Origin of the sequence: Lichenicola cladoniae (assembly GCF_013201075.1) — a bacterium.
Taxonomy (GTDB): domain Bacteria; phylum Pseudomonadota; class Alphaproteobacteria; order Acetobacterales; family Acetobacteraceae; genus Lichenicola; species Lichenicola cladoniae.
In genome coordinates, this window is record NZ_CP053708.1 from 4,010,936 (window position 1) to 4,033,496 (window position 22,561).

The 22,561-nt window shown below is 66.5% G+C and carries 21 protein-coding genes; 12 read left to right on the forward strand and 9 right to left on the reverse strand.

The features are described 5' to 3' along the window. Window positions 1-2 precede the first annotated feature (2 nt). The 5 genes from xylB to HN018_RS18140 are packed head-to-tail and all read left to right on the forward strand — an operon-like array spanning window position 3 to window position 4,582. Window positions 3-1,556 carry a xylulokinase gene (gene xylB / locus HN018_RS18120; RefSeq protein ID WP_204259574.1) on the forward strand — a complete coding sequence of 518 codons (1,554 nt, stop codon included), beginning with the start codon at window positions 3-5 and terminating at the stop codon, window positions 1,554-1,556. Next, on the forward strand, window positions 1,550-2,206 hold the full coding sequence (locus HN018_RS18125) for an HAD family hydrolase (protein WP_171835311.1): 657 nt from the start codon (window positions 1,550-1,552) through the stop codon (window positions 2,204-2,206). The genes xylB and HN018_RS18125 overlap by 7 nt, the downstream gene beginning before the upstream one ends. Further along, the gene (locus tag HN018_RS18130) at window positions 2,199-3,053 is read left to right on the forward strand and encodes a MurR/RpiR family transcriptional regulator (RefSeq protein WP_171835312.1); all 855 of its coding nucleotides are present in this window, start codon (window positions 2,199-2,201) and stop codon (window positions 3,051-3,053) included. Before HN018_RS18125 ends, HN018_RS18130 begins: the two co-directional genes overlap by 8 nt. 14 nt (window positions 3,054-3,067) lie before the next feature. Beyond that, entirely contained in the window at window positions 3,068-3,784 is a 717-nt protein-coding gene (rpiA, locus tag HN018_RS18135) for a ribose-5-phosphate isomerase RpiA (protein ID WP_171835313.1), read from the forward strand. A 27-nt stretch (window positions 3,785-3,811) separates the two neighbouring features. Then, the gene (locus tag HN018_RS18140; RefSeq protein ID WP_171835314.1) at window positions 3,812-4,582 is read left to right on the forward strand and encodes an SDR family NAD(P)-dependent oxidoreductase; all 771 of its coding nucleotides are present in this window, start codon (window positions 3,812-3,814) and stop codon (window positions 4,580-4,582) included. Window positions 4,583-4,661: 79 nt separating this feature from the next. On the opposite strand, the gene HN018_RS18145 is transcribed toward HN018_RS18140, so the two are convergent. From HN018_RS18145 to HN018_RS18175, 7 genes are read right to left on the reverse strand one after another with little or no spacing between them, the layout of a single operon-like run. Beyond that, the gene (locus HN018_RS18145; protein ID WP_171835315.1) at window positions 4,662-6,044 is read right to left on the reverse strand and encodes an FGGY-family carbohydrate kinase; all 1,383 of its coding nucleotides are present in this window, start codon (window positions 6,042-6,044) and stop codon (window positions 4,662-4,664) included. 4 nt (window positions 6,045-6,048) lie between these two features. Continuing rightward, window positions 6,049-6,387, reverse strand: coding sequence for an L-rhamnose mutarotase (locus HN018_RS18150; RefSeq protein ID WP_239478804.1), 339 nt, complete (start codon window positions 6,385-6,387; stop codon window positions 6,049-6,051). Continuing rightward, window positions 6,384-7,397, reverse strand: coding sequence for an ABC transporter permease (locus HN018_RS18155; protein ID WP_171835316.1), 1,014 nt, complete (start codon window positions 7,395-7,397; stop codon window positions 6,384-6,386). The genes HN018_RS18150 and HN018_RS18155 overlap by 4 nt, the downstream gene beginning before the upstream one ends. Then, window positions 7,394-8,401: an ABC transporter permease gene (locus HN018_RS18160; RefSeq protein ID WP_171835317.1), complete on the reverse strand. Its 1,008-nt coding sequence runs from the start codon at window positions 8,399-8,401 to the stop codon at window positions 7,394-7,396. Before HN018_RS18160 ends, HN018_RS18155 begins: the two co-directional genes overlap by 4 nt. Then, entirely contained in the window at window positions 8,394-9,890 is a 1,497-nt protein-coding gene (locus HN018_RS18165; RefSeq protein WP_171835318.1) for a sugar ABC transporter ATP-binding protein, read from the reverse strand. Before HN018_RS18165 ends, HN018_RS18160 begins: the two co-directional genes overlap by 8 nt. 17 nt (window positions 9,891-9,907) lie before the next feature. Beyond that, window positions 9,908-10,903 (reverse strand): rhamnose ABC transporter substrate-binding protein, encoded by a 996-nt coding sequence (gene rhaS / locus HN018_RS18170; protein ID WP_171835319.1) that lies wholly within the window; start codon window positions 10,901-10,903, stop codon window positions 9,908-9,910. A 56-nt stretch (window positions 10,904-10,959) separates the two neighbouring features. Next, window positions 10,960-11,763: a DeoR/GlpR family DNA-binding transcription regulator gene (locus HN018_RS18175; protein WP_171835320.1), complete on the reverse strand. Its 804-nt coding sequence runs from the start codon at window positions 11,761-11,763 to the stop codon at window positions 10,960-10,962. A 170-nt stretch (window positions 11,764-11,933) separates the two neighbouring features. Here HN018_RS18175 and HN018_RS18180 point away from each other — a divergent pair, with 170 nt between their 5' ends. From HN018_RS18180 to HN018_RS18200, 5 genes are read left to right on the forward strand one after another with little or no spacing between them, the layout of a single operon-like run. Further along, entirely contained in the window at window positions 11,934-14,060 is a 2,127-nt protein-coding gene (locus HN018_RS18180) for a bifunctional rhamnulose-1-phosphate aldolase/short-chain dehydrogenase (RefSeq protein WP_171835321.1), read from the forward strand. Window positions 14,061-14,082: 22 nt separating this feature from the next. Beyond that, a complete protein-coding gene (rhaI, locus tag HN018_RS18185) occupies window positions 14,083-15,399 on the forward strand; it encodes an L-rhamnose catabolism isomerase (protein WP_171835322.1) in 1,317 nt (438 codons plus the stop codon). A 51-nt stretch (window positions 15,400-15,450) separates the two neighbouring features. After that, window positions 15,451-16,188, forward strand: coding sequence for a (Fe-S)-binding protein (locus HN018_RS18190; RefSeq protein WP_171835323.1), 738 nt, complete (start codon window positions 15,451-15,453; stop codon window positions 16,186-16,188). Beyond that, window positions 16,185-17,663 carry a lactate utilization protein B gene (locus tag HN018_RS18195; protein ID WP_171835324.1) on the forward strand — a complete coding sequence of 493 codons (1,479 nt, stop codon included), beginning with the start codon at window positions 16,185-16,187 and terminating at the stop codon, window positions 17,661-17,663. Before HN018_RS18190 ends, HN018_RS18195 begins: the two co-directional genes overlap by 4 nt. Further along, complete coding sequence (locus HN018_RS18200) at window positions 17,660-18,259, forward strand: LutC/YkgG family protein (RefSeq protein ID WP_171835325.1); 600 nt, start codon at window positions 17,660-17,662, stop codon at window positions 18,257-18,259. Before HN018_RS18195 ends, HN018_RS18200 begins: the two co-directional genes overlap by 4 nt. A 16-nt stretch (window positions 18,260-18,275) precedes the next feature. On the opposite strand, the gene HN018_RS18205 is transcribed toward HN018_RS18200, so the two are convergent. Continuing rightward, on the reverse strand, window positions 18,276-19,073 hold the full coding sequence (locus HN018_RS18205; protein WP_171835355.1) for a class I SAM-dependent methyltransferase: 798 nt from the start codon (window positions 19,071-19,073) through the stop codon (window positions 18,276-18,278). 164 nt (window positions 19,074-19,237) lie between these two features. On the opposite strand from HN018_RS18205, the gene HN018_RS18210 reads away from it, so the two are divergent. Then, on the forward strand, window positions 19,238-20,596 hold the full coding sequence (locus HN018_RS18210) for a sensor histidine kinase (RefSeq protein WP_171835326.1): 1,359 nt from the start codon (window positions 19,238-19,240) through the stop codon (window positions 20,594-20,596). Continuing rightward, window positions 20,593-21,336 (forward strand): LytR/AlgR family response regulator transcription factor, encoded by a 744-nt coding sequence (locus tag HN018_RS18215; RefSeq protein ID WP_171835327.1) that lies wholly within the window; start codon window positions 20,593-20,595, stop codon window positions 21,334-21,336. The genes HN018_RS18210 and HN018_RS18215 overlap by 4 nt, the downstream gene beginning before the upstream one ends. Window positions 21,337-21,580: 244 nt before the next feature. On the opposite strand, the gene HN018_RS18220 is transcribed toward HN018_RS18215, so the two are convergent. Beyond that, window positions 21,581-22,549: a YncE family protein gene (locus tag HN018_RS18220; protein WP_171835328.1), complete on the reverse strand. Its 969-nt coding sequence runs from the start codon at window positions 22,547-22,549 to the stop codon at window positions 21,581-21,583. Window positions 22,550-22,561 lie beyond the last annotated feature (12 nt).

Here is a 22,561-nt window from a genome sequence, read left to right on the forward strand (position 1 = left end):
GCATGGCCAGCATCGCCTGCTTCGTCGGCATCGATCTCGGTACCTCCGCCTGCAAGACCCTCGCGATCGACGAGAACGGCCGGGTCCTGGCGCGCGGTTCGGCGGAGTACCAGCTCTCGACGCCGCGTCCCGGCTGGGCCGAACAATCGCCGGATGACTGGCAGGCGGGCTGCGACCGCGCCATGCGGCAGCTGGTGGCTGCGCTGCCGCCCGGCGCCGTCGTGCAGGCGATCGGCCTGTCCGGGCAGATGCACGGGCTGGTGGCGCTCGACAAGGACGACCGCGCGATCCGGCCCGCCATCCTCTGGTGCGACAACCGCACCGAGGCGCAATGCGCGACCCTGACCGAACGGGTCGGTGGTCTGGAGGCGCTGGTCGGCCTCACCGGCAACCGGATGCTGCCCGGGTTCACCGCCGGCAAGCTGCTCTGGCTGCGCGAGCACGAGCCCGAGACGCTCGACCGGATGCGGCGCTTCCTGCTGCCCAAGGACGCACTGCGCCTGGACATGACCGGCGTGCATGCGACCGACGTGTCGGATGCCTCCGGCACCGGCCTGTTCGACGTGCGTGCACGAAGCTGGTCCCGGCCGATGCTGGACGCGGTCGGGCTGACGCCGGAGCAGGTTCCGGCCGCCTTCGAGTCGCATGAGGTGACCGGTCGCCTGCGCCCGGTGACGGCGGCGCGCTGGGGCCTGCCGCCCGGCGTGCCCGTGGTCGCGGGCGGCGGCGATTCGGTCATCCAGACCACATCGATGGGGGTGATCGATCCCGGCGTGGTCGGTGTCACGATCGGCACCGCCGGCCTGGTCGGGGCCAGCGTCGCATCATGCCCCGACAATCCCGGAGCGCGCCTGCAGGTGTCGTGCGGCAATGCGCCCGGACGCTGGCATGTCATGGGCGTCACGCTGAACGGCGGCGGCGCGTTCCAGTGGTGGCGCGATGCGGTCGCGGCGCTGCCCGGCGAGACGCCCGATTTCGACACGCTGGTGGCCCTGGCGGAGCAGGTGCCGTGCGGTGCCGGCGGGCTGCTGTTCCTGCCCTACCTGATGGGCGAGCGCTGTCCGCATGTGGCGCCCGATGCACGCGGCGCCTGGATCGGCCTGACCCGCGGCCACGACATCCGGCACATGACCCGGGCCGTCATGGAAGGCGTGCTGCTGAACACCCGGTCGATCCTGGATGTGGTGGCGGCGTCCGGGGTAGCCTGGGAGTCGCTGCGGGTATCGGGAGGTGCCACGGCATCGCCGGCCTGGCTGCAGATGCTCGCCGACGTCACCGGACAGGAGGTGGCGACCGTGACCGCCGCGGCCGAGGGCGGCGCCTACGGAGCCGCCCTGCTGGCCGGAGTCGGCGCCGGGCGGTGGTCCTCGCTCGAGGAAGCGGTGACGCTGATCGCCACCACCTCCATCACCACGCCACGCGCGGCAGCGGCCGCCACGTATGACCGGCTTCATCCGATCCATGCCGCCTTGTTCGGCAGCCTGGGTGGAGCAATCGCCAGCCTGACCGCCTTCGACGCGGCGTCACGGCCGGACCAGGGAGCGTCCTCATGTTAAAAGCGATCGTGTTCGATCTAGACGGCACACTTGTCGACAGCGCACCGGACATCGCCTGGGGCATCAACCAGATGCTGGCAGAATACGCCTTGCCCGCGCAGCCGGTCGGGGTGATCGAGAAACTCATCGGCGAGGGCGCCAGCGTGCTGGTGACCAAACTCTATGCCGAGCTGGGCGTGGCGGTGGACGCGCAACGCATCGATGCGGATACCGCCAGCTATCTCGCGCATTACCGACTGCGCCCCGTCGCGGACTCGACGCTGTATGCCGACGCCGCCGAAGCCCTGCCGGCGTTTCGCAATGCGGGTCTGCGGCTCGGGGTCTGCACCAACAAGAACCAGGATCTGGCCGAAGTGGTGCTCGACCGGCTCGGGCTCGGCCCGTCGATCGAGGTGGTGGTCGGTTCCGATACGACGCCGCATCGCAAGCCGCATCCGGCACCGCTGCTGCATACGCTCGACCTGCTGGGCGTGGCGGCGGAACACGCCGTGTTCATCGGCGACACCAGGATCGATCGCGATTGCGCGGCGGCAGCCGGCGTCCGGTGCCTGATCGTCGACTGGGGAACCGGACCATCGGTGGACGTGCCGCCGGCGAACCGGCTGCGCCGCTTTTCCGACCTGCTCCGGGATGCCGTCCTGCATGGGTGAGGCTCCGGCTCACATGCTGACGGCGGTGGCGCAGGCCCGGCCCGGGTTGAGCCGGGCCGAGATGCGACTGGCCGATGTCGTGCTCAACCAGCCCGAAGCCGTGATCACCATGAGCATGACCGACCTCAAGCAGATGGCGGCCGTCAGCGACCCGACCATCGTGCGGTTCTGCCGGCGCCTCGGTTGCGTCGGCTATTCCGAGTTCAAGGTGCGCCTGGCACAGGGACTGGCACCGCAGCCACCGTTCAGCCACCAGCCGATCACCAGCCGCGACACGATCTCCGAAGCGACCGCCAAGCTACTCGCCAATTCGGTCAACGCGATCCGTCGGTTTGCCGAGGACCTGGATCCCGACGCGGTGGAAGCGGCGGCGGACCGGCTGGTGGCCTCCAGCAACACGTTCCTGTTTGCCCTGGGCCTGTCCGAGACCGTCGCTTTCGATGCCGAGCATAAGCTGTTCCGCCTCGGAATCCGCTGCCGCCTGGTCCTCGAGGCGCATCGCCAGGCGCTGCTGGCGCCGACATTGCGTAGAGGCGAGTTGATCGTATTTTTCTCGCATTCCGGCGATACCCGCACCCTGGTCAGCGCGGCGGCCAGCGCGCGTCGTGGCGGTGCATCGACGGTCGCACTGACGGCGCCCGGCTCGCACCTCGCCCGCGCCTGCGACATCGTCGTTGCCTTGCCGCGTTACGAGCACAGCGAACTCTATACGCCGCTGACGGCGAGGCTGAACCATTTCCTGGTGGTCAACATGCTGGTGGTCGCCGTCGGGCTCAAGCAGAAGCGCGAGATGCCGGAAAGCCTGGCGGCACTCGAACCGTGGCTGACCGAAAAATTCATCGATTGAAGGAGAACGAAATCATGGAACCGACCAAACCGCAGGACCGCGCCAAGCTTGCAGCCGGCCGCAAGGCGATCGAAGTCTACCTGAAGGACGGGATGAGGATCGGCCTCGGGTCCGGCACCACTTCGCACTGGTTCGTCCGTGCGCTGGGCGAAAAGGTTCGCGAAGGGTTCGACGTCGCCGGCGTCCCGACCTCCACCGCAACGCGCGACCTGGCGATCCAGTGCGGGGTACCGCTGCTCGATCTCAACGATGTCGAGGAGCTCGACCTCACCATCGACGGCGCCGACGAGATCGACCATGCCGGGCGCATGATCAAGGGCGGCGGCGCCTGCCTGCTCTGGGAAAAGATGGTGGCGCGCGTGTCGCGTCGCATGGTCGCGGTCGTCGATGACGCCAAGGTCGTCGACACCCTCGGGAAGTTTCCATTGCCGATCGAGGTGATCCGGTTCGGCTGGCGCAGCACCGGGCGCGAACTGCAGACGCTGTTCGGCCGGTTCGGGCTCGGGGATGCGCCGATGATCCTGCGCGGCGGAGAGGCCAACCCGGTCATCACCGACAGCGGCCACTACATTCTCGATTGGGAGCTCGACCGGATCGAGCAGCCGGACGCACTTGCCCCGCTCTTCAACGAGATCCCGGGCGTCGTCGAACATGGGCTGTTCGTCGGGATCGCGCACGAGATGGTCATCGGGCACGCCGATGGCAGCGCCGACGTCGTACGCCTCGACTGATCGATACCCGACACCAGGAGGACATGCATGTATCTCGAGAAGCTCAGCCTCGCCGGCAGAACCGCAGCCGTGACGGGCGCCGCACGCGGCATCGGTTACGCGTGCGCGCACGCCCTCGGTGAAGCCGGTGCACGCGTCGTGGTGACCGACCGCGATGGCGATGCGGCGGAAGCCGCGATCGTCGAGCTGAGGCGGCACGACATCGATGCGCATGCGTTCCCCCTGGATGTCACCGACTCCAAAGCCGTCCGCGACCTCGCCCTGCTCCTGAACAGCCGTTTCGACGGCATCGACATCCTTGTCGCCAATGCGGGCATCGTTCGCGGCGGCAAGGCGGAAGAGGTGGAGGATGATGACTGGCGGGCGGTCATCGACGTCAACCTGAACGGCGTATTCTGGAGCTGCCGTGAATTCGGCCGCCCGATGCTCGAACGGGGACACGGCGCCATCGTCGCGATCGGCTCGATGTCGGGCATGATCGTGAACAAGCCGCAGGAACAATCGTCCTACAACGCCGCCAAGGCCGGCGTGCACCACCTGACGCGCAGCCTGGCGGCCGAATGGGCGCCCCGTGGCGTGCGCATCAACGCGGTCGCGCCGACCTATATCGATACGCCGCTGACCCGGTTCGGGATGGAAGATCCGGCACTGAAACAGGCGTGGCTGGACATGACCCCGATGCAGCGGGTCGGGCGTCCGGACGAGGTTGCCTCGGTGGTCGCCTTCCTGGCCTCGGATGCTGCCAGCCTGATGACAGGCAGCATCGTGCTCGCCGACGGCGGCTACACCTGCTGGTAGCCGCTCAGTCTTCCGTCTCGTTTTGATCGGCGGAATAGCGGCCACTTGTTAACGTGTCGGATCCCAGGTCGGCGCCTCGTCAGACGAGAACTAGGCGCCGCCAGTTGTCACGATAGGGCAGGAGGTCCGCACAGGCATGCGGCATGACCGGGGAAAGGCCCGCCCGTGGCTTCGGATCGCATCCGAGCAGCGCCAGGGCGCCGCCGATCGTGCCCGACCGTCCGTCACCCGGATAGACCCGGCGCTGCGTGCCCAGCGCCGCCACCAGAGCGGGGAAGATCGGATTTTCCGCAAGCGGGCCCTCGATGATCAGGTCCCCGCGCGCACCCAGCGCATCCAGGGCATGATCGGTCAGCAAGGCGACATAGAGCGTCGCCAGGGCGGCGCGTTCGACCGGTGAGCGATCCCCCGCATCGACGACCGATCCCGCACGGCCGGAGAACGGGCCGGCCGGCGCGAAACTGGGGATCGCCATCGCGCCGCCGCGGAGGACGCTGTCGACGGCGGTGCTGGTCGGGACGGACATATCCCCCCCGGTGATGACGGCATACTCGCGCCCGCCCATGAAACGCGCCGTGCCGACGAGTTCGCCGAATGCGTCGACATTGCCGAGCATGTCGCGATCCTGATGCAGCCGCGCCGGGTCGACGCCATTGGCGAGCAGCACCGTCCAGGTTCCGCTGGAAACGACCGCAAACGGTTCCGTCCGTTGCCGCTGGACCCGATGCTGAAGGTAGGACGCATTGGAGTCGTGGATGCCGCACAAGACGACGCAGCGTGGGTCGAGGCCGGTAGCGGCAGCCATGGCGGGCGTCAGCGTGCCCAGCACGTCACCAGCTAGCCTCAGGGGCGCAAACCTCTGGGCCCAGCCTGAGAGGTTTGCCATCGGCGAGAACCGTGAGGTGGTGGGAACCCAGAGATCGGTGTGACAGCCGAGCGACGTGACTTCGCTCGCAAGAACACCGGACAAGCGCCACGCCCAGTATTGCGGATACGGCAGGATCCAGCGCACCGCCGCGAACAACTCCGGCAGCCGCGTCGCGGCATAATGGATCTGCCGGCCCATGTTGAGGCCGAGCGGCAATGACGGCGACAGCGTCAGTGCGAACGGATCGCGCAACGCCTCGTAGCCGGGGTTGTCGGCAAGGCGCGGATCCTCGTAATCCGGCGCAAGCAGAACATTGCCGCCCTGGTCGAGCATCACGCACGATGCACCATGCGCGACCGGCACGATCGCGCCGATTTTCTCGCGGTCCGGTGCATGTGCCAGCGCACCGCGCATCCAGCGCTCGAGCCCCTCGATATCGAGTTCGAGCAACGGGCCGCCAGTCCGTGGGGTGTTCGGTCGGCGTTCCGCGAACACCTCGCGTCCGTCGCGCATGTCGATGACGCTGAGCTTCGCGTTGCTCTTGCCTATATCGAGCACGGCAGCCAGGACAGCGCCGGGGAAAGGGGGCTGCACGGCGTCAGGCCATATGGAACATGCAGGGAAGATGCTCGGCCGGCGGGCCATTCGGACCGGGCGGCATCAGGTCGGCCATGTGTTGCCACCATCGCTGCATCACGGGATGAAGCGGGAGCTGGTCCATGGTGTGGCCGGGTGCGAGCGTCAGCACCGCGAACAGGCTGTCGGTCGGTTCATGCAGGAAGATGCTGTAGTCGCTGATCCCGGCTTCATGCAGAAGCGACACGAGGTCCGGCCAGATCGCGTCGTGTCGCTGCCGGTAGAGCGCCCCCTGCCCCTTGGCCAGCTCCATCCGGACCGCGATGCGGGTGCCGCCGCCATCGAGCACCGCGCCGCTCACCGGCGTCCTCCTGCCAGGCCGAAGCGCTTCAGCGCCGCCGGCACCGCCACCACGACGATCAGCATCGCGCCGGTCACCACCGACACCACGATGCCGGGCACATTCAGAAGTCCCAGCCCGAAATTCACCAGCCCCATCAGCAACGCGGCAAGGGCCACCCCGGCGATGGTGCCGACGCCGCCATCGATCGAGACGCCGCCCAGGATCACGATGGTGATGATGTCGAGCTCCCACCCCTGGCCGATCGACGGCCTGGTCGAGCCCAAGCGGGAAGTGAGCAGCACGGAGGCAAGCCCGGCGGCGACGCCGACCAGCACGAACAGGCCGAACCGGACCCGATCGACCGCAATGCCCGACATGCGCGACGCCACCGGATTGCTGCCGATCGCGATGATCCGTCGCCCGAGCGGCGTGTAGTGCAGCACCGCTCCTGCCACGACGCCCAGGCCGACAAACAGCACCAGTTCGATCGAGATCGGGCCGACAACATAACCCTGGCCAAACCAGCTGAACCCGGCGGGATAGGTCTTGAGCACGCCGTCACCCATGACCGCATAGGCGATGCCCCGGAACAGGGTCATCGTGCCGATGGTCGCCACGATCGACGGCACCTTCAGTCGCGCGATCAGCAAGCCGTTCAGGCAGCCGCAGGCGAGGCCGGCCGCCAGCGCACTCAGCACCACCAGGGGAAGCGGCAGCCCGGCCCGTGCGACCAGTCCCATGACGACCGAACACAGGGCGATCGTTCCGCCGACTGAGATATCGATCTCGCCGGCGATGATCACGAACGCCATCGCGAGCGCCACGATCGCCTTCTCGGTGACGCTGACGGCGACGTCGGATATCGTCCACAGGCTCAGGAAATACGGCGACATGACCGTGTTGATGGCAAAGTCGATGAGAATCGCCGCCAGGAGCAGCGTCTCCCAGCGGAACAGTTTCCTTGCGTGCAAGAAGATGCCGCCGGTGCGCGTCGCGGCTCCCTGGATGGCAAGGTCGCCCGTCTTCATAGCGCGGGTTGCTCCAGGATGCGCCGCACACTGGCCTTCTGGCCGCGCGCGTTCACGATGACCGCGGTCGTAATCACCAGGCCGCTCACCGCCATCTGGAAGAACGGCGACACCCCCACCAGCGGCAGCGCGTTCTTGATCACGCCGAGGAACAGGGCGCCCAGCACGACGCCCGCGACCGTCCCGACCCCGCCGGTGATCGAGACGCCGCCGATCACGCAGGCGGCGATGACCTGCAGTTCGAAACCGCTGGCGATGTCGGTGTAGGCCACCGCGAACCGCGACACCCAGAGATAGCCGGCAAGACCGCTGATCGCACCGGCGATGGTGAAGGCCACGAACTGCATCCAGCCGATATCGATCCCGGCATAGATCGAGGCGCCGGGATTATTGCCGGCGGCGAACAGGTTTCGCCCGGATATCGTCGCACGCAGGAAGAATGCGATCGCGGCCACCACGGCGACGGCAACCCAGGTCAGCATCGTGATGCCGCCGAAGCTCAACCGGACGAAGCCCAGGAACGCCGGCGACATCGCGTTGCTGTTCACCCATTTGCCATGCGACACGAGAAACACCGCGCCGCGATAGATCGACAGGGTGCCGAGCGTCACCACGATCGACGGCAGGCGCAGCAGCCAGATCAGCGCACCGTTGATGGCGCCGAGCGCCGCGCCGATCGCGATCGCCAGCAGGATCAGCACGGGAACGGCGATGCCGGGATAAGCCTGGTTGAGGGACGCCACGATCATGCCGGTCAGCGCAAGATTGGCCGCGATGGAGAGGTCCACGCCGCGCGAGATCAGCACCAGCATCTCGCCGACTGCCAGCAGGATCAGCAGCGCGGTATCGTCCAGCAGGCCGGACAGGTTCGCCGGCCGCAGGAACGCGGGATAGAGGGGGGCGATCAGGGCGAGCGCCAGCAGGATCAGCCCGAACAGGCCGGCCTCGCGCGTCAGGTTCAGCCGCCGGATGGTGGCCAGCATGCCTGTGTGGGGCTCAGGCATCGGTGGCCAGTCCGACGATCGCGGAGGCGGTCGCCTGGCTCCGGTCCAGCACGCCGCGCACCCGGCCGCGGCGCATGACCATGATCCGGTCCGCCATGCCGAGGATTTCAGGAAGCTCGGACGACACCATGATCACCGAGACGCCCTTGGCGACCATCTCGCCCATCAGCCGGTGGACCTGCGCCTTGGCGCCGACGTCGATGCCCTTGGTCGGCTCGTCCAGGATCAGTACGCGGGGCTGGGTCGCCAGCCATTTGGCGATCACCACCTTCTGCTGGTTGCCGCCGGAGAGTTCGTCGACCCGCTGGTCGAGCCCGGACATCTTCACGCCCAGCGCCGTGGCAAACACGCTGCTCTCGGCCCGCTGTTTCCGGCGGCTGAGAAACGGCCCGGTCCGGAAACGTTGCAGGCTCGGCATGGTGATGTTGTCGCGGATCGGCAGTTTCAGGTGCGCGCCCTGGCTCTGACGGTCCTCCGGCACCAGTGCGATGCCGAGCCCGATCGCCTCCTGCGGGGAGTTTATCCGGACGGGCTTGCCTTCGAGCACGATCCGGCCGCGATGGGCGGGGTGGAGACCGAACAGGGCCTCCATGACCTCGGAGCGACCGGCGCCGATCAGCCCGTACACGCCGAGGATCTCGCCGCGGCGCAGCGAGAAGCTGACATCCTCGAATTCGAGCGAGCGGCCGAGCGCCTCGACCCGCAGCACCTCGTCGCCGATCGGCACGTCCAGCTTTGGAAAGATCTGGTCGATTGCGCGCCCGACCATCATGTTGACCAGGCGGTCGCGGCCGATGCCTTCCAGCTCGCCCTGGCCGACACCCGCACCGTCGCGAAACACCGCATAGCGGTCGCACAACTCGAACACTTCCTCGAACTTGTGGGAGATGAACAGGATCGCGCGTCCTTCGTCACGCAGCGATCGGGTGATCGCGAACAACTGCTCCGCCTCGCAAAGCGACAGCGCAGCGGTCGGTTCGTCCATGATGATGATGCGCGCCTCGTTCGACAGCGCTCGTGCGATCTGCACCAGATGGCGCTGCGCTACCGACAGGCGCTTCAGCCTGACGCCCGGATCGATCGACGGGTCGAGGCGCGCCAGCACGGTCCTGGCCCGGCTGTTCATCACCGCCCAGTCCACCGTCCTGATGCCCGGCAGCCGGGCCCGTGTCGGACGCCCGGTGATGAAGATGTTTTCCGCCACCGACAACTCGTCGAACAGCACTGCCTCCTGGAAGATCGCGCTGATCCCGAGATCGCGTGCCTGGTCCGGAGAGGTGATGGCGATCGGCGCACCATTGAGGCTGATCGTGCCGCTGTCGGCCCGCACGATCCCGGTCATGATCTTGACCAGCGTCGACTTGCCGGCACCGTTCTCGCCCAGGAGCACCGTCACGCAGCCGGGATAGAGATCCAGCGTACCGCTGGTCAAAGCCTTGACGCCGCCATAGGATTTGGCGACGTCGCGCAGGCTGAGGATCGCATCCATTGCCGATGCCCCGCGGTTCAGAACAGCTTGGCGGCAGCGTCGATGTTGCTCTTGTCGTAGATCGTGGGCACACCGAGGGTGCCGTTCCCCTGTGCATCGAACGCGATCTTGCCGAGACGGCCTGCATCGATCGACTGTCCGGCCGCGCCCGTTCCCTTGATCAGGGCATGCGATATCTCGACCACCGCATAGCCGATATCGACCGGGTTCCAGATGGCGAAGCTCTTGATCGTTCCCTTCGCCACGGCACCGGCGCATTCGCTCGGAAGCCCGAGACCAGTCACGAACACCTTTCCGGTCTTGCCGGCATCCTCGACCGCCTTGGCGCTGGCGGTGATCCCGACGGTCGACGGGGCGATGATGACCGCGAGGTCCGGGTATTTCTGCAGCAGCGCCGTCGCCTCGCGATAGGATTTGTCCGAGAGGTCGTCGCCGTAGACCGTGGCGATGAGATCGAGGCCGGGGGTCTGCGGCAGCGCCTTCTTCATCGCCGCGATCCATGCGTTCTGGTTCGTCGACGTCACGGTGGCCGATACGATCGCCACCTTGCCCTTGCCGCCACAGGCATCGGACGCAAGCTTGTTGCAGGTGATGCCGACCTGTTCGTCGGTCGCGTCGGCAAGATACAGCAACCTTCCGTCCGCAACGGTCGAGTCGTACGTGACCACCTTGATCCCGCGTTGCAGAGCCCGCTTGCAGGCCGGTACCAGCGCGTCCGGATCGTTGGCTGAAATCGCGATCGCATCGACATGCTGCGCGATCAGCGCGTTGATCACGTCGATCTGGTTCTCGGCCGCGGTGTTTGTCGGGCCGGTGAAGATGACCTCGATGCCGCCGATGGATTTCGCAGCCTCGTCGCCACCGACATGCACGGCATTGAAGAAGCCGATTCCCAGCGACTTCGCAACGATGGCAATCCGCAAGGGTGCCGCCGCGACGGCCGGCCGCCATAGGCCGGCACCCGAGACGGCGGTGGCTGCACCGAGGCCGGCAAGCAGGGTTCTTCTGTACATGATGGTTTCCTCCGTTGGTGGCCGCTCTTTGGCGGCTTCACAGAAACTGTATCGGATCAGGCGACGGCAGCGACTGGATGGGTGTCCTCCGCACGTGCGACGATCACGGTGATGCTGGCGGCGCGAAGCGGTTCGAGTTCCTCGGTCCGTGCACCGGAATCGGTGACGATCGTCGTGATGCGCGATAGCGGGATCACGATCATCGAGGATTGCTTGCGAAGCTTCGTGCTGTCGGCAAGGAGGATCACCTGCTCGGCGCGTGCCAGCAGCTTGTTCTGCGACTGCACGATGAGCGGGTCGTTCTCCATCATCCCGAACCGGTTCAGGCCGAAACAGGAGGTGAACAGCTTGGCGCCCCAGAAATGGTCGGTCACGTCGCACTCGAACGGCGACAGCACGATCGACTGTTCCCGGTAGATCGTGCCGCCCGGCAGGGTGACCCGGTTCCGGGTGTGATTGACGAGTTGTGCCGCTAGCGGGAACGAGTTCGTCATGATGTCGAGCTCGGCGTTCTCCAGGAACTTCGCCAGGCAGAAGGTCGTGCTGCCGCCACCGATGATGATGCTGTCGCCCGGCTCGATCAGGCCGGCCGCCAGCTGCGCGATCGCCTGCTTCTCGCCGACCTGGACATCCTGGCTGAGTGCCAGCGGCACGCCGACCAGATGCGGCTGGAAGCGCGGGTTGAGGGCCTCGACCCCACCACGCACCCGTCGCACCTCGTCGCGATCGCTCATCGCCACGATGTCGCGCCGGATCGTCGCCTCCGAAGCACCGAGCAGTTCGCATAGATCGATCACGCTGACGACCGCCCGTTCCTCGGCGATTTTCAGGATCAGCCGATGACGCTCACGCTCCAACACTCCATTGCTCCACCCACACGGTGCGATGATCTGGCAGCATAAACCAATCATGGTCAAGCACCGGCCGCCTTATATGAATGTTTATGATCGAACTTGATCCGAGTTGACCGTCATGCGATGACGATATGGCAATGGCCCGAGACGGCCTACGCCGGACCGGGAGGCCATCCATGGATTACGCCGAGACATCGACGGCCCTTCTGGAGGATCGCTGGGACGAGGTGCACGCCGCCGACCTGTCTCCCGAAGCGTTGCTGCTCTACCGGTCGAACCTGCTCGGCTCCGACAAGCGGGTGACCAACTACGGCGGCGGCAACACCTCGTCGAAACTCGCCGAGATCGACCCGCTCACCGGCGAGACGGTCGCCGTGCTGTGGGTGAAGGGATCGGGCGGCGATATCGGCACGATGAAGCTGGACGGCTTCTCGACCCTCTATTCCGACCGGCTCGTCGGCCTGCAGGCGCTGTACAAGGGGCCGGAGCATGAAGACGCGATGGTCGGGCTCTATCCCCACCTCACGTTCAACCTCAATCCCCGCGCCACCTCGATCGACACGCCGCTGCACGGGCTGATCTCGCATCCGCATGTCGATCACGTGCATCCCGACGCGATCATCGCCATTGCTGCGTCCGCCGACAGCGAGCGCCTGACGCGCGAGATATTTGGCGGCGAGATCGGCTGGGTGCCCTGGCGCCGTCCGGGTTTCGAGCTTGGACTATGGCTGAAGCGTTTCGTCGACGAGAACCCGGGCGCGAAAGGCGTCGTGCTCGAGGCGCACGGATTGTTCACCTGGGGCCAGACCCAGCGCGACTGCTACGGGACGACCATCCGAACCATCAACCGCGCCGTCGCCTGGCTCGCCGACCAGTCCCGCGGCCATGCGGCATTCGGTGGCGAAAAAGTCGCCGCACTCCCGGTAGCCGAACGCCGCGCGATTGCCGCGGCGCTGATGCCGCAGATCCGCGGCCTGATCGGCCTGCATGGCGTAGACGGCAAGATCGCCACCAAGATCGGCCATTTCGACGACAGCCCGGTCGTGCTCGAGTTCATCGGCAGCCACGCCCTGTCGACGCTGGCGCCGCTCGGGACGTCGTGCCCGGATCATTTCCTGCGCACCAAGATCGCGCCGCTGGTGATCGACTTCGTGCCCGGCCGCGAGACGCTGTACGACATCCTGCCGCGACTGGAACCGGCGATCGCCGCATATCGCGCCGGCTACGCCGCCTATTACGAGCGCTGCAAGCGTCCGGACTCGCCCGCCATGCGCGACGCCAACGCCGTGGTCTACCTGATCCCGGGCGTCGGCATGATCACCTTCGCCAGCGACAAGGCGACCGCGCGTATCGCAAGCGAATTCTACACCAACGCGATCAACGTGATGCGCGGCGCCTCCTCGGTCTCCACCTATCGCGGTCTGCCCGAGCAGGAGGCGTTCGACATCGAGTACTGGCTGCTCGAGGAAGCCAAGCTCAGCCGGATGCCCAGGCCGAAAACGCTTGCCGGCAAGGTGGTGCTGATTACCGGCGGTGCCGGCGGCATCGGCATGGCAACGGCACGACGGCTGGCCGACGAGGGCGCCTGCGTGGTGATCTGCGACATCGACCGGACCGTGCTGGACCAGTCCCAGACGATGCTCCGCCTGAAATACGGCGCCGACGCAGCCGTCGGCCTGTGGGTGGATGTCACCAGCGAAGACGCGGTCATTGCACTCTATGCCGAGGCGGCAATTGCGTTCGGCGGGGTCGACATCTGTGTGTCGAACGCCGGCATCGCGTCGGCGGCGCCGATCGAGGACACTACACTGGCGCTGTGGGACAGGAACATGTCGATCCTGGCCACCGGCTACTTCCTGGTCACCCGCGAGGCCTTCCGGATGATGAAGACACAGAAATCAGGCGGCTCGATCGTCGTGGTGGCCTCGAAGAACGCCATGGTCGCGTCGCCGGGCGCGTCGGCCTATTGCGTGGCGAAGGCCTCGGAAGTCCATCTCGCCCGCTGCCTGGCGCTCGAAGGGGCGGCACACGGCATCCGCGCCAACGTCGTCAACCCCGATGCCGTCCTGCGCGGCTCGCGTATCTGGGAAGGCGAATGGGGCGCCCAGCGAGCGGCGTCGAACAAGACCAATCGCCAGGATCTCGAGCGCGTCTATATCGAACGCTCGATGCTGAAGCGCGGCGTCTATCCCGAAGACATTGCCGAAGCGATCGCCTTCTTCGCCGCCGAGGACCGGTCTGGCAAGTCGACCGGCAACATCATCAACGTCGATGCCGGCCACGCACCGTCCTTCAGCCGCTAGAACAAACCGGGAGAAGATCAACATGAACGAGATCATCAAGATCCGACCAGCTGATCCCGATTTTCGCGCCGAGCAGAATGCCGCGCTGAACGCCGCTCTGCAGGAGGATTACGAGATCCTCGGCCGACGCATGGCGCGACGCGGCATCGACATCGAGACGGTGACCGAACTCGTGTCCCGCTTCGGGGTCGCGGTGCCATCCTGGGGCACCGGCACCGGCGGAACCCGGTTCGCGCGCTTCCCCGGCGGTGGCGAGCCGGCCAACGTGTTCGACAAGATCGCCGACTGCGCGGTGATCAACAGCCTGACCGGCGCGACGCCCGCGATCTCGCCGCATTTTCCGTGGGACGAGGTGGCCGATTTCGCCGAGCTTCGGCAGTACGCCGCAACCCTCGGCCTGGGCTTCGATGCGGTCAATTCCAACACCTTCCAGGATCACCCGAGCCACGGCGACCACCCGCTCTCCTACAAGTTCGGCAGCCTGAGCCACACCGACCCGGCGGTGCGGGCGCAGGCGATCCGGCACAATATCCGATGCATCGAGGCCGGCGAGCAGCTGGGCAGCAAGGCGCTGACGATCTGGATCGGCGACGGCTCGAATTTTCCGGGGCAGTCGCATTTCGGCCGGTCGTTCGATCGCTATATCGACAGCGTCAAGCAGATCGCGACCGCCCTGCCGCCGGACTGGTCGGTGTTTCTCGAGCACAAGATCTACGAGCCGGCGTTCTACTCGACGGTGATCCAGGATTGGGGTTCGTCGCTGCTGGCAGCGCAGGAGGTCGGACCGCAGGCAAGCTGCCTGGTCGATCTCGGCCACCATGCGCCGAACGTCAATATCGAGATGATCGTGTCGCGCCTGATCCATGCCGGCAAGCTGGCCGGGTTCCACTTCAACGATTCGAAATACGGCGATGACGACCTGGATGCCGGGGCGATCGATCCGTTCCGCCTGTTCCTGGTCTTCAACGAGCTGGTCGATGTCGAGGCCGGAAGCGGTTTTGCAAAGGCGCCGGCCTACATGATCGACCAGTCGCACAACGTGACCGACCCGATCGAGAGCCTGATTTCGTCCGCGATCGAGATCCAGCGCGCCTATGCACAGGCATTGCTGGTCGACCGGGCCGCCCTGGTCGGGTTCCAGGACACCAATGACCCGATGATGGCCAACCAGGAACTCAAGAGGGCCTTCACCACCGATGTCGCGCCGATCCTGGCGATGGCACGCGCACGCGAGGGTGCCGCGATCGAGCCGCTGGCCGCCTACCGTGCGAGTGGCTATCGTCAGGCCTGCATCGCCCGGCGGCCCGTGCGCACGGCCGGCGGCGGCGGTATCGTCTGAGGCCTGTCGCCACCGACGATGCGGCAGACCATGCCGCCGGAGAAGACGCCCATGCGGATCGGCCTGTTCATCCCGTGCTTCATCGACACCTTCTATCCCGATGTCGGCATTGCCACGCTTGAACTGCTGGAGCGGCTGGGTCTGGACGTCGCCTATCCATTCGACCAGACCTGCTGCGGGCAGCCGATGGGCAATAGCGGCTTCACGGCCGAGTGCCATGCGGTCGAGCGGCTGTTCGTCGAGAATTTTGCGGGTTTCGATGCGATCGTTTGTCCCTCGGCATCCTGCACCAACCAGGTGCGGAACAAGTTCAGCGTCGATGACGAGGCCGGACGGCTGGTCCGGGGCAAGACCTACGAGCTGGTCGAGTTCCTGCACGACGTCATCGGCCTGGACCGCCTGCCCCGCGCCGAGTTCCCATACCAGGTGACGCTGCATAATAGCTGCACCGCATTGCGCGCACTCGACCATGAGCCGGCGCCGGAGATGAACCTGCCGTTCCACTCGAAACCGCGCGCCCTGCTGGCAACGGTCGAGGGGCTGACCATCGTGGAGACCGATCGCGCCGGCGAGTGCTGCGGTTTCGGCGGCACCTACTCGGTGACCGAGGAAGCGGTTTCCGCGCGCATGGGGCTGGACAAGGTGACGCGGCAGCAGAACACCGGCGCTGCCTACGTGGTCTCCGCCGACATGTCCTGCCTGATGCACCAGCAGGGCTGCGCAGCCCGCGCAGGGATCGACCTGAACTATCTGCATATCGCGCAGATCCTGAACGGATATCGGCCATGAAGCGGATCGACATCGACCACGCCGAAGGGCGTTCACGCCGGATCGACACACCGGGACACCATCCGGAGCGCGAGGCACAGCCACGCGGGGCGATCAGGCGCGGCAAACGCCCGATCGATCATGCCGAGGCGGCCGAGCGGTTCCTCGCGGCGCCGGACCATCTGGCCTTCCACGATCAGCGCCTTTGGGACCTACGGCAGAAGCGTGACCGCGAGGCGTTCGCCATTCCGGAATGGGAAGAGCTGCGCGACCTCGCCTCGTCGATCAAGGACTACGCCCTCGCCAACCTCGACACGCTGCTGGAGGAGTTCGAGCGAAACGCCCAGGCCAACGGTATCACCGTGCATTGGGCCAGGGACGGCGCCGAGCATAACCGGATCGTGGTCGAGATCATGCGCCGCCACGACGCGCCACTCCTGGTCAAGAGCAAGTCGATGCTCACCGAGGAATGCGGCTTCCGCGACCATATGCAGGAACAGGGGCTGGCGGTCATCGAGACCGACCTCGGGGAACGGATCCAGCAGCTCGACAACGAGGATCCGAGCCATGTGGTGGTGCCCGCCGTGCATAAGCTGCGCGCGGACGTCGCCGCGGTATTTGCCAAGACGCTCGGCACCGACCCGGACAATCACGATCCCGCCTATCTGGCCGAGCAGCAGCGTGAGAGCAACCGGCCGTTGATCCTGGGAGCCGGCGTCGGCATGACCGGCGCCAACTTCCTGGTTGCCGAGACCGGGACGGTCGTGGTCTGCACCAACGAGGGCAATGCCGACCTCTCGGCGAACGTGCCGCCGGTTCATATCGTATCGGCCGGCATCGAGAAGATCATCCCGCGAGCGGGCGACCTCGGCGTCTTCATCAGGCTGTTGTCGCGCTCCGCACTCGGCTCGCCGATCACCCAATACACCTCGCATTTCCGCGGCCCCAGGCTTGGGGCGGAGATGCACGTGATCCTGGTCGATAACGGGCGATCGGCGCGGCTCGGCATGCAGCAGTTCCGCTCGGCGCTGAAATGCATCCGGTGCGGCGCATGCATGAACACCTGCCCGGTCTATCGGCGCTCGGGCGGCCTGTCCTACGGCGCCACCTACGCGGGACCGATCGGGCTGATCATCGATCCGACCATCGACCAGCGGAAATACTCCGCCCTGCCCTACGCCTCGACCCTGAACGGCTCCTGCACCGCCGTCTGCCCGGTCAAGATCGACATCCACCAGCAGATCCATGCCTGGCGCGGCATCATGGCGGAGCAGAAGGAGCCGTCGCGCACCAAACGCACCGCGATGAAGGCGGCGGCACTCCTGCTGGCGCACCCGTCGGCCTACCGCGTCGCGGTGCGCACGGTCGGCACGGTGCTGCCGCACATGCCGCGTTTCGCGGTCTACAACCCGCTCAACGCCTGGGGACGCGGGCGCGAGGTGCCGAACGCGCCGCGCCGGACCTTCCATGACTGGTACAAGGCGAACCGGACGTGAGCGCGCGCGACGCCATCCTGGCAGCCGTCCGTGGCAACAAACCGAGCCAGGCGGTGCCCCGGCCCGACGTGCCGTTCTTCGACCGGTTGGCCGACGACGCGCTGGTCGATGAATTCCGCCGGAGGCTGGAGCAGATGGGCGGACGCTGGCTCGATCCCGGCCCGGCCGAGGAGCCGCTGGCCCCGGCGCGGGCGCGGATCGCCCAGGCCGGGATCGTCTGCTCGAACGTGGCCAGGTTACCCGGCACCCGCACACTTGCAGCCGGGGATGCGCCGGCTTTGCTGCACGATGTCGACCTGGCGGTCGTTCGGGCGGCGTTCGGTATCGCCGAAACGGGTTCGGTCGCGTTCAGCGAGCGCGAACTGGTCGTCAACACGATCGGCTACCTGGCGCAGCACCTGCTGGTGATGCTCGATCCCGCAGATATCGTGGGCAATCTGCATCACGCCTACGCCCGGCCGGAGATGCATGCCGGCCACTACCTGGTGTTCCAGACCGGTCCTTCGGCAACGGCGGATATCGAGGGCGTGCTGATCCACGGTGCGCAAGGCGTGCGTTCGCTCACGGTCATGCTGGTAGCGCGCACGATCGCCTGAACGGAATCGACGAGCTTCACGGCACCTTACGGAACTTCAGCAGAAAATTGTCGGCTTCGCCGATCGCCTGATATTTCGCGTGATCGACATTGCCCAGGCGATAGGTCGGCGGCAACGTCCACACGCCCTGCGGCCAGTGCGTGGTGTCACGCGGGTTTTGTTCGATTTCAGATTCCGCGACCAGCTTGAACCCCGCCTTCTCGATCAGCGCGATCGCGTAGTCCTCGCGGACATAGCCGTCGAGCGCCTGTGGATCCTGCTTGCGGTCGGGCCGGGCACGATGGTCGTCGATCCCGAGGATGCCGCCCGGCTTCAGCGCACGGTAGAACGCCGCGAGCACCGGCTTCACGTCACTATCGCCCATCCAGGTATGGAGGTTCCGGAAGGTCAGCACCATCCCGACGCTGTTCGGCGGCAAAAAATTGAGGTGATGCACCCCCAGTGCGGCAGTCCGCATGTTGCCATATCTCGATGGAGCGGCCGCGAACTTCGCCTGCAGCGCCGGCGGGAACGTCGCGTAGTAGCGTTCGTTGTCGTTTCCGGCCGGGTCGCCCAACACGGCAACATAGCGCCCCTTGTCGTGCAGATAGGGCGCGAGGATCTCGGTCCAGTAGCCGGTCAGCGGGAAGATCTCGGCGACCGACGAGTCCGGCTTCACACCGAGGAACGAAAGGACATCATAGGGGTGGCGGGCACCGTCACGCGCGATCGAAGCCGGGTTTCGGTTGGGCGCCGCGATGGCGCTCCGGAGCGCATCGTCGGCAACGGCGGATGTCGTCGCAAGCATTCCGGCCAGGATAGAGCACGTCATCATCAGGCGCATGGATAGTCTCTCTAGGAACAGGCTGGCGACGGGTTCGGAACCGCTCTCGGGGTCTGCAGGTCGAACTGCAGGCCGAAGCTCGATGGGCAGGAACCTGCGAGGCGATGGACGATCGAGATGCCGAACCGCCATTTTCCATCGTTGGATGATGGGACATGGCACAGCATGATTACGGCCAGTGCCAGGACCGCCAGCACAAGCACGCATCGTGTCTCTCCGGCGTCCATCATCATCGTCGTGGTTCCTTGTCGCAGCGGTTCGGACGACGCGGTGATTGCAGCTTTCGACCGAAGCCGGAACACGGTCTCGACGAACTGCCGACGGTGATCGACGAACCCGATCCGGACGGCTGGTTGCGACGGCGGTCCGGCCATACAATCGCCGGAATGACAGCCGAGCAGAACGATACGGGACCGGGGAATACTCTGACAGCCGGCTGGTCGAGCGCACGGTTCGCCTTCGCAGCGGCCGCGGGCGCGTGGCTTCTGGATCTGTCGCTGATCGGGCTGCGGCTGCTGGAGTTCGGCTACCCGCATTACCGGTCGCTCATGGAGCGTCATCTCGTGACGACCATCGGCGGCATGGCGCTGACGGGCGTGCTTTACTTCGTCCTGCGCCGGATCGAGCCGAGATCGTTCGGGGTCAGGATTACCGCGGCGATCCTGCTCGCGGCGCCGGCGGCCATCCTGGTGTCGCTGTTGAGCTACAACGCCTTGTTCGTATTCGGGTCGTCGCCGTTCCGCAACGACGACGATCCGGCACCTGGACTGCTCGGGCAGATCGCGTTCACCATCCTGGAGAACTACTTCGTCTTCCTGTCCTGGACGATCGTCTACACGGCGTTCTCGTCGGCGATCGAAACACAGCGGGCCCTCCGCCGCGCCGCCTTGTCGGAAAGTTATGCCAGGGTAGCCGAATTGCGCGCACTCCGCTTTCAGCTCGATCCGCATTTCCTGTTCAACGCGCTCAACACCGTTTCAGCCCTGGTGGTCACCGGCGATGCCAAAGGTGCCGACCGGGCGATCGATGCCTTGTCGCGGTTCCTGCGGGCAACGCTGTCGAGCGATACCTCCGGCGACATCACGCTGGCCGACGAGATCGAGCTGCAGGCGCTCTACCTCGAGATCGAGAAAACCCGGTTCGGCAAACGCCTGTTCGTGGAGATCAGCCTGCCGGAGGGACTTTCGGGCGCACTGGTACCGGCGCTGCTGCTGCAACCACTCGTCGAGAACAGCATCAGGCACGGCGTGGCGAAAACCAGCACTCCGGTGCATGTGCGGGTCAGCGCATGGCGGGCCGATGATCGGCTTCACCTTGCGGTCGAGGACGATGCCACCGGTCCAGCCACCGACGCCGGTCATGGAGTCGGGCTGCGCAATGTCGCGACCCGGCTGACGCTGCGGTTCGGCGCGGCGGGTACGTGCGAATACGGGGTTCGACGCGGCGGTGGCTTCCGCACCGAGATCGCCATGCCGTTCTCCTCTACCGGCGCCGTCGGAGCGGCCCGCGTATGACGGAGCAGGCTCTCCGGACGCTGGTCGTCGACGACGAGGAACTCGCGGTGCGCAGGCTCGTCCTGCTGTGCGCCGAGATCCCCGGGATCGACATCGTCGGGACGGAATCCGACGGCAGGCGCGCGATCGAGGCGATCAGGCGGCACCGGCCGGCACTGGTGCTGCTCGACATCTCGATGCCGGAGCTCGATGGTCTCGCAGTTGCGCGCTCGGCCGACCTGTTGCCGATCCGTCCGGCCGTGGTGTTCTGCACCGCGTCCGAGCAGCACGCGCTGGCCGCCTTCGAGCTCGCCGCGGTCGACTACCTGCTCAAGCCAGTGTCGGTGGAGCGGCTATCGCGTGCCGTCGACCGGGCCCGGCTGCTCGGCCCGTCCGGACAAGGCCAGACATCGTCCCCAGGATCGCCCGTCGACTCGATCTGGGTGCCGCATCGGGGCGCGATGCTGCGCATCCGCACCGTCGACATCGACCGGATCGAGGCCGAACGCGACTACATGCGTATCCATGCAGGTGGTGCAAGCTACCTGTTGCTCGAGACGATCACACGCCTGGAAGGTCTCCTCGACCCGGACCGGTTCATCAGGCTGCGCCGGTCGGTCATCGTCCGGCGTGACCAATTGGCCGGGCTGCGGCATGTCGGCGCGGGACTATGGGAGGCCACCCTTCGAGACGGTACCGCGATCCGGATCGGGGGGACCTTTCTACGCAGCGTCAAGGCGATGGTGGAGCAACGGACGTAGAACACCAGCGGCGCCATCGCCTGGTGTCCGATACGGCAAGGTTACCGCCTTCGAAACAAGGACACGGAATGCCGCCCAGGCATCTGCGCCGCTACCGTGCCGAAGCGGCGGCTCCCACACCCACCGTCTGGCCAGACCGGTCATCGACCGCGGTAGCGCCACGCTTTGCCAAATTGCCGTTCCCAGGCGACTTCTCGCCATGGGCGATGGTCGGTGGTGACTGCGGTGCATTACCTGCGTTCCGTCATGGTGCCTGGAGCACGAGAACACCGAAGCTGCCGGGCGCCAGCCGCCGGCCAGCCCCCTGCCCGACGATCGTGCCATGCGGAACATAGAAGCGGCGCGTCGCCGCGTCGTAGCCCACCACCCGGCTCCCGTCATACGTCCGGTATCGCATCGCCAAACGCGGAACGGGCGACAAGCCGATCGCGCCGAGCATGCCGTCCTCGGTCGCGATCCAGGCCTGCCCTGCACCCGCGACGACGGGTCCCGGATGCGGCCCGACGGCGATCGTGCCGAGATCCGCCCCGTCGATATCGTTGAGGACCTTCGCGATACCGTTGCCGCAGGCGACGACCAGCCGGTGCAGGTCCGGAATGTCGGCGAGGCCCGAAGGCCGCTCGCACCCGGTCAGGCGATAATGGTCGGTTACGACGCCCCGCCGCAGGTCGATCGCAGCGACCTCGTCCTGTTCGCGCAGATTGACCCACGCATGTCCGGACGCGTCCGCCTGGACCATTTCCGGTTTCGGCCCGAGCGGGATGCTCCGTACCGTCGTGCCGTGTTGCAGGTCGATCTCGAGCAGCACGCCGCGATCCTCGTCGACGACGAGGGCACGATCGGTACCCGGCTCGAGGATCGCCTCGTCCGGATCGTCGAACCCGCGGAGGGTCGATCGGATCGCACCGCTCGCGGCGTCGATGATGGTGATCGTGCCGGTGTCGCCCCCGGTCGCCAGCAGCGCGCCATCCGGCAGCACCAGCACCGTGTTCACCCGGTGCCCGACCAGCAGGCTCGGGAGCAGGCGCTGGCGATCGAGCGCGATCACCGCGATCCCATCGGTGCGCGCGACGTAGCCGCGACGATGCGCATCATCCAGCGTGACGCCGATCCAGCGCCCGGTACCGTCGCCGCCTGCGATGTCCGCGATTTGCGCCAGGACGGGCTGGGTGGGCGGTTCCGCCGCACGCGCGCCGCCTGCCGTGGCGATCACGCAGGCGGTCAG

What these genes read in the sequence shown, in the direction of transcription:
- HN018_RS18210 (WP_171835326.1), top strand. Translation starts at nt 19,238, where the DNA reads ATGGCACAGCATGATTACGGCCAGTGCCAGGACCGCCAGCACAAGCAC.
- HN018_RS18180 (WP_171835321.1), top strand. Translation starts at nt 11,934, where the DNA reads ATGGATTACGCCGAGACATCGACGGCCCTTCTGGAGGATCGCTGGGAC.
- HN018_RS18205 (WP_171835355.1), bottom strand. Translation starts at nt 19,073, where the DNA reads ATGATGACGTGCTCTATCCTGGCCGGAATGCTTGCGACGACATCCGCC.
- HN018_RS18140 (WP_171835314.1), top strand. Translation starts at nt 3,812, where the DNA reads ATGTATCTCGAGAAGCTCAGCCTCGCCGGCAGAACCGCAGCCGTGACG.
- HN018_RS18125 (WP_171835311.1), top strand. Translation starts at nt 1,550, where the DNA reads ATGTTAAAAGCGATCGTGTTCGATCTAGACGGCACACTTGTCGACAGC.
- xylB (WP_204259574.1), top strand. Translation starts at nt 3, where the DNA reads ATGGCCAGCATCGCCTGCTTCGTCGGCATCGATCTCGGTACCTCCGCC.
- HN018_RS18215 (WP_171835327.1), top strand. Translation starts at nt 20,593, where the DNA reads ATGACGGAGCAGGCTCTCCGGACGCTGGTCGTCGACGACGAGGAACTC.
- rpiA (WP_171835313.1), top strand. Translation starts at nt 3,068, where the DNA reads ATGGAACCGACCAAACCGCAGGACCGCGCCAAGCTTGCAGCCGGCCGC.
- HN018_RS18130 (WP_171835312.1), top strand. Translation starts at nt 2,199, where the DNA reads ATGGGTGAGGCTCCGGCTCACATGCTGACGGCGGTGGCGCAGGCCCGG.
- HN018_RS18165 (WP_171835318.1), bottom strand. Translation starts at nt 9,890, where the DNA reads ATGGATGCGATCCTCAGCCTGCGCGACGTCGCCAAATCCTATGGCGGC.
- rhaS (WP_171835319.1), bottom strand. Translation starts at nt 10,903, where the DNA reads ATGTACAGAAGAACCCTGCTTGCCGGCCTCGGTGCAGCCACCGCCGTC.
- HN018_RS18190 (WP_171835323.1), top strand. Translation starts at nt 15,451, where the DNA reads ATGCGGATCGGCCTGTTCATCCCGTGCTTCATCGACACCTTCTATCCC.
- HN018_RS18160 (WP_171835317.1), bottom strand. Translation starts at nt 8,401, where the DNA reads ATGCCTGAGCCCCACACAGGCATGCTGGCCACCATCCGGCGGCTGAAC.
- rhaI (WP_171835322.1), top strand. Translation starts at nt 14,083, where the DNA reads ATGAACGAGATCATCAAGATCCGACCAGCTGATCCCGATTTTCGCGCC.
- HN018_RS18195 (WP_171835324.1), top strand. Translation starts at nt 16,185, where the DNA reads ATGAAGCGGATCGACATCGACCACGCCGAAGGGCGTTCACGCCGGATC.
- HN018_RS18155 (WP_171835316.1), bottom strand. Translation starts at nt 7,397, where the DNA reads ATGAAGACGGGCGACCTTGCCATCCAGGGAGCCGCGACGCGCACCGGC.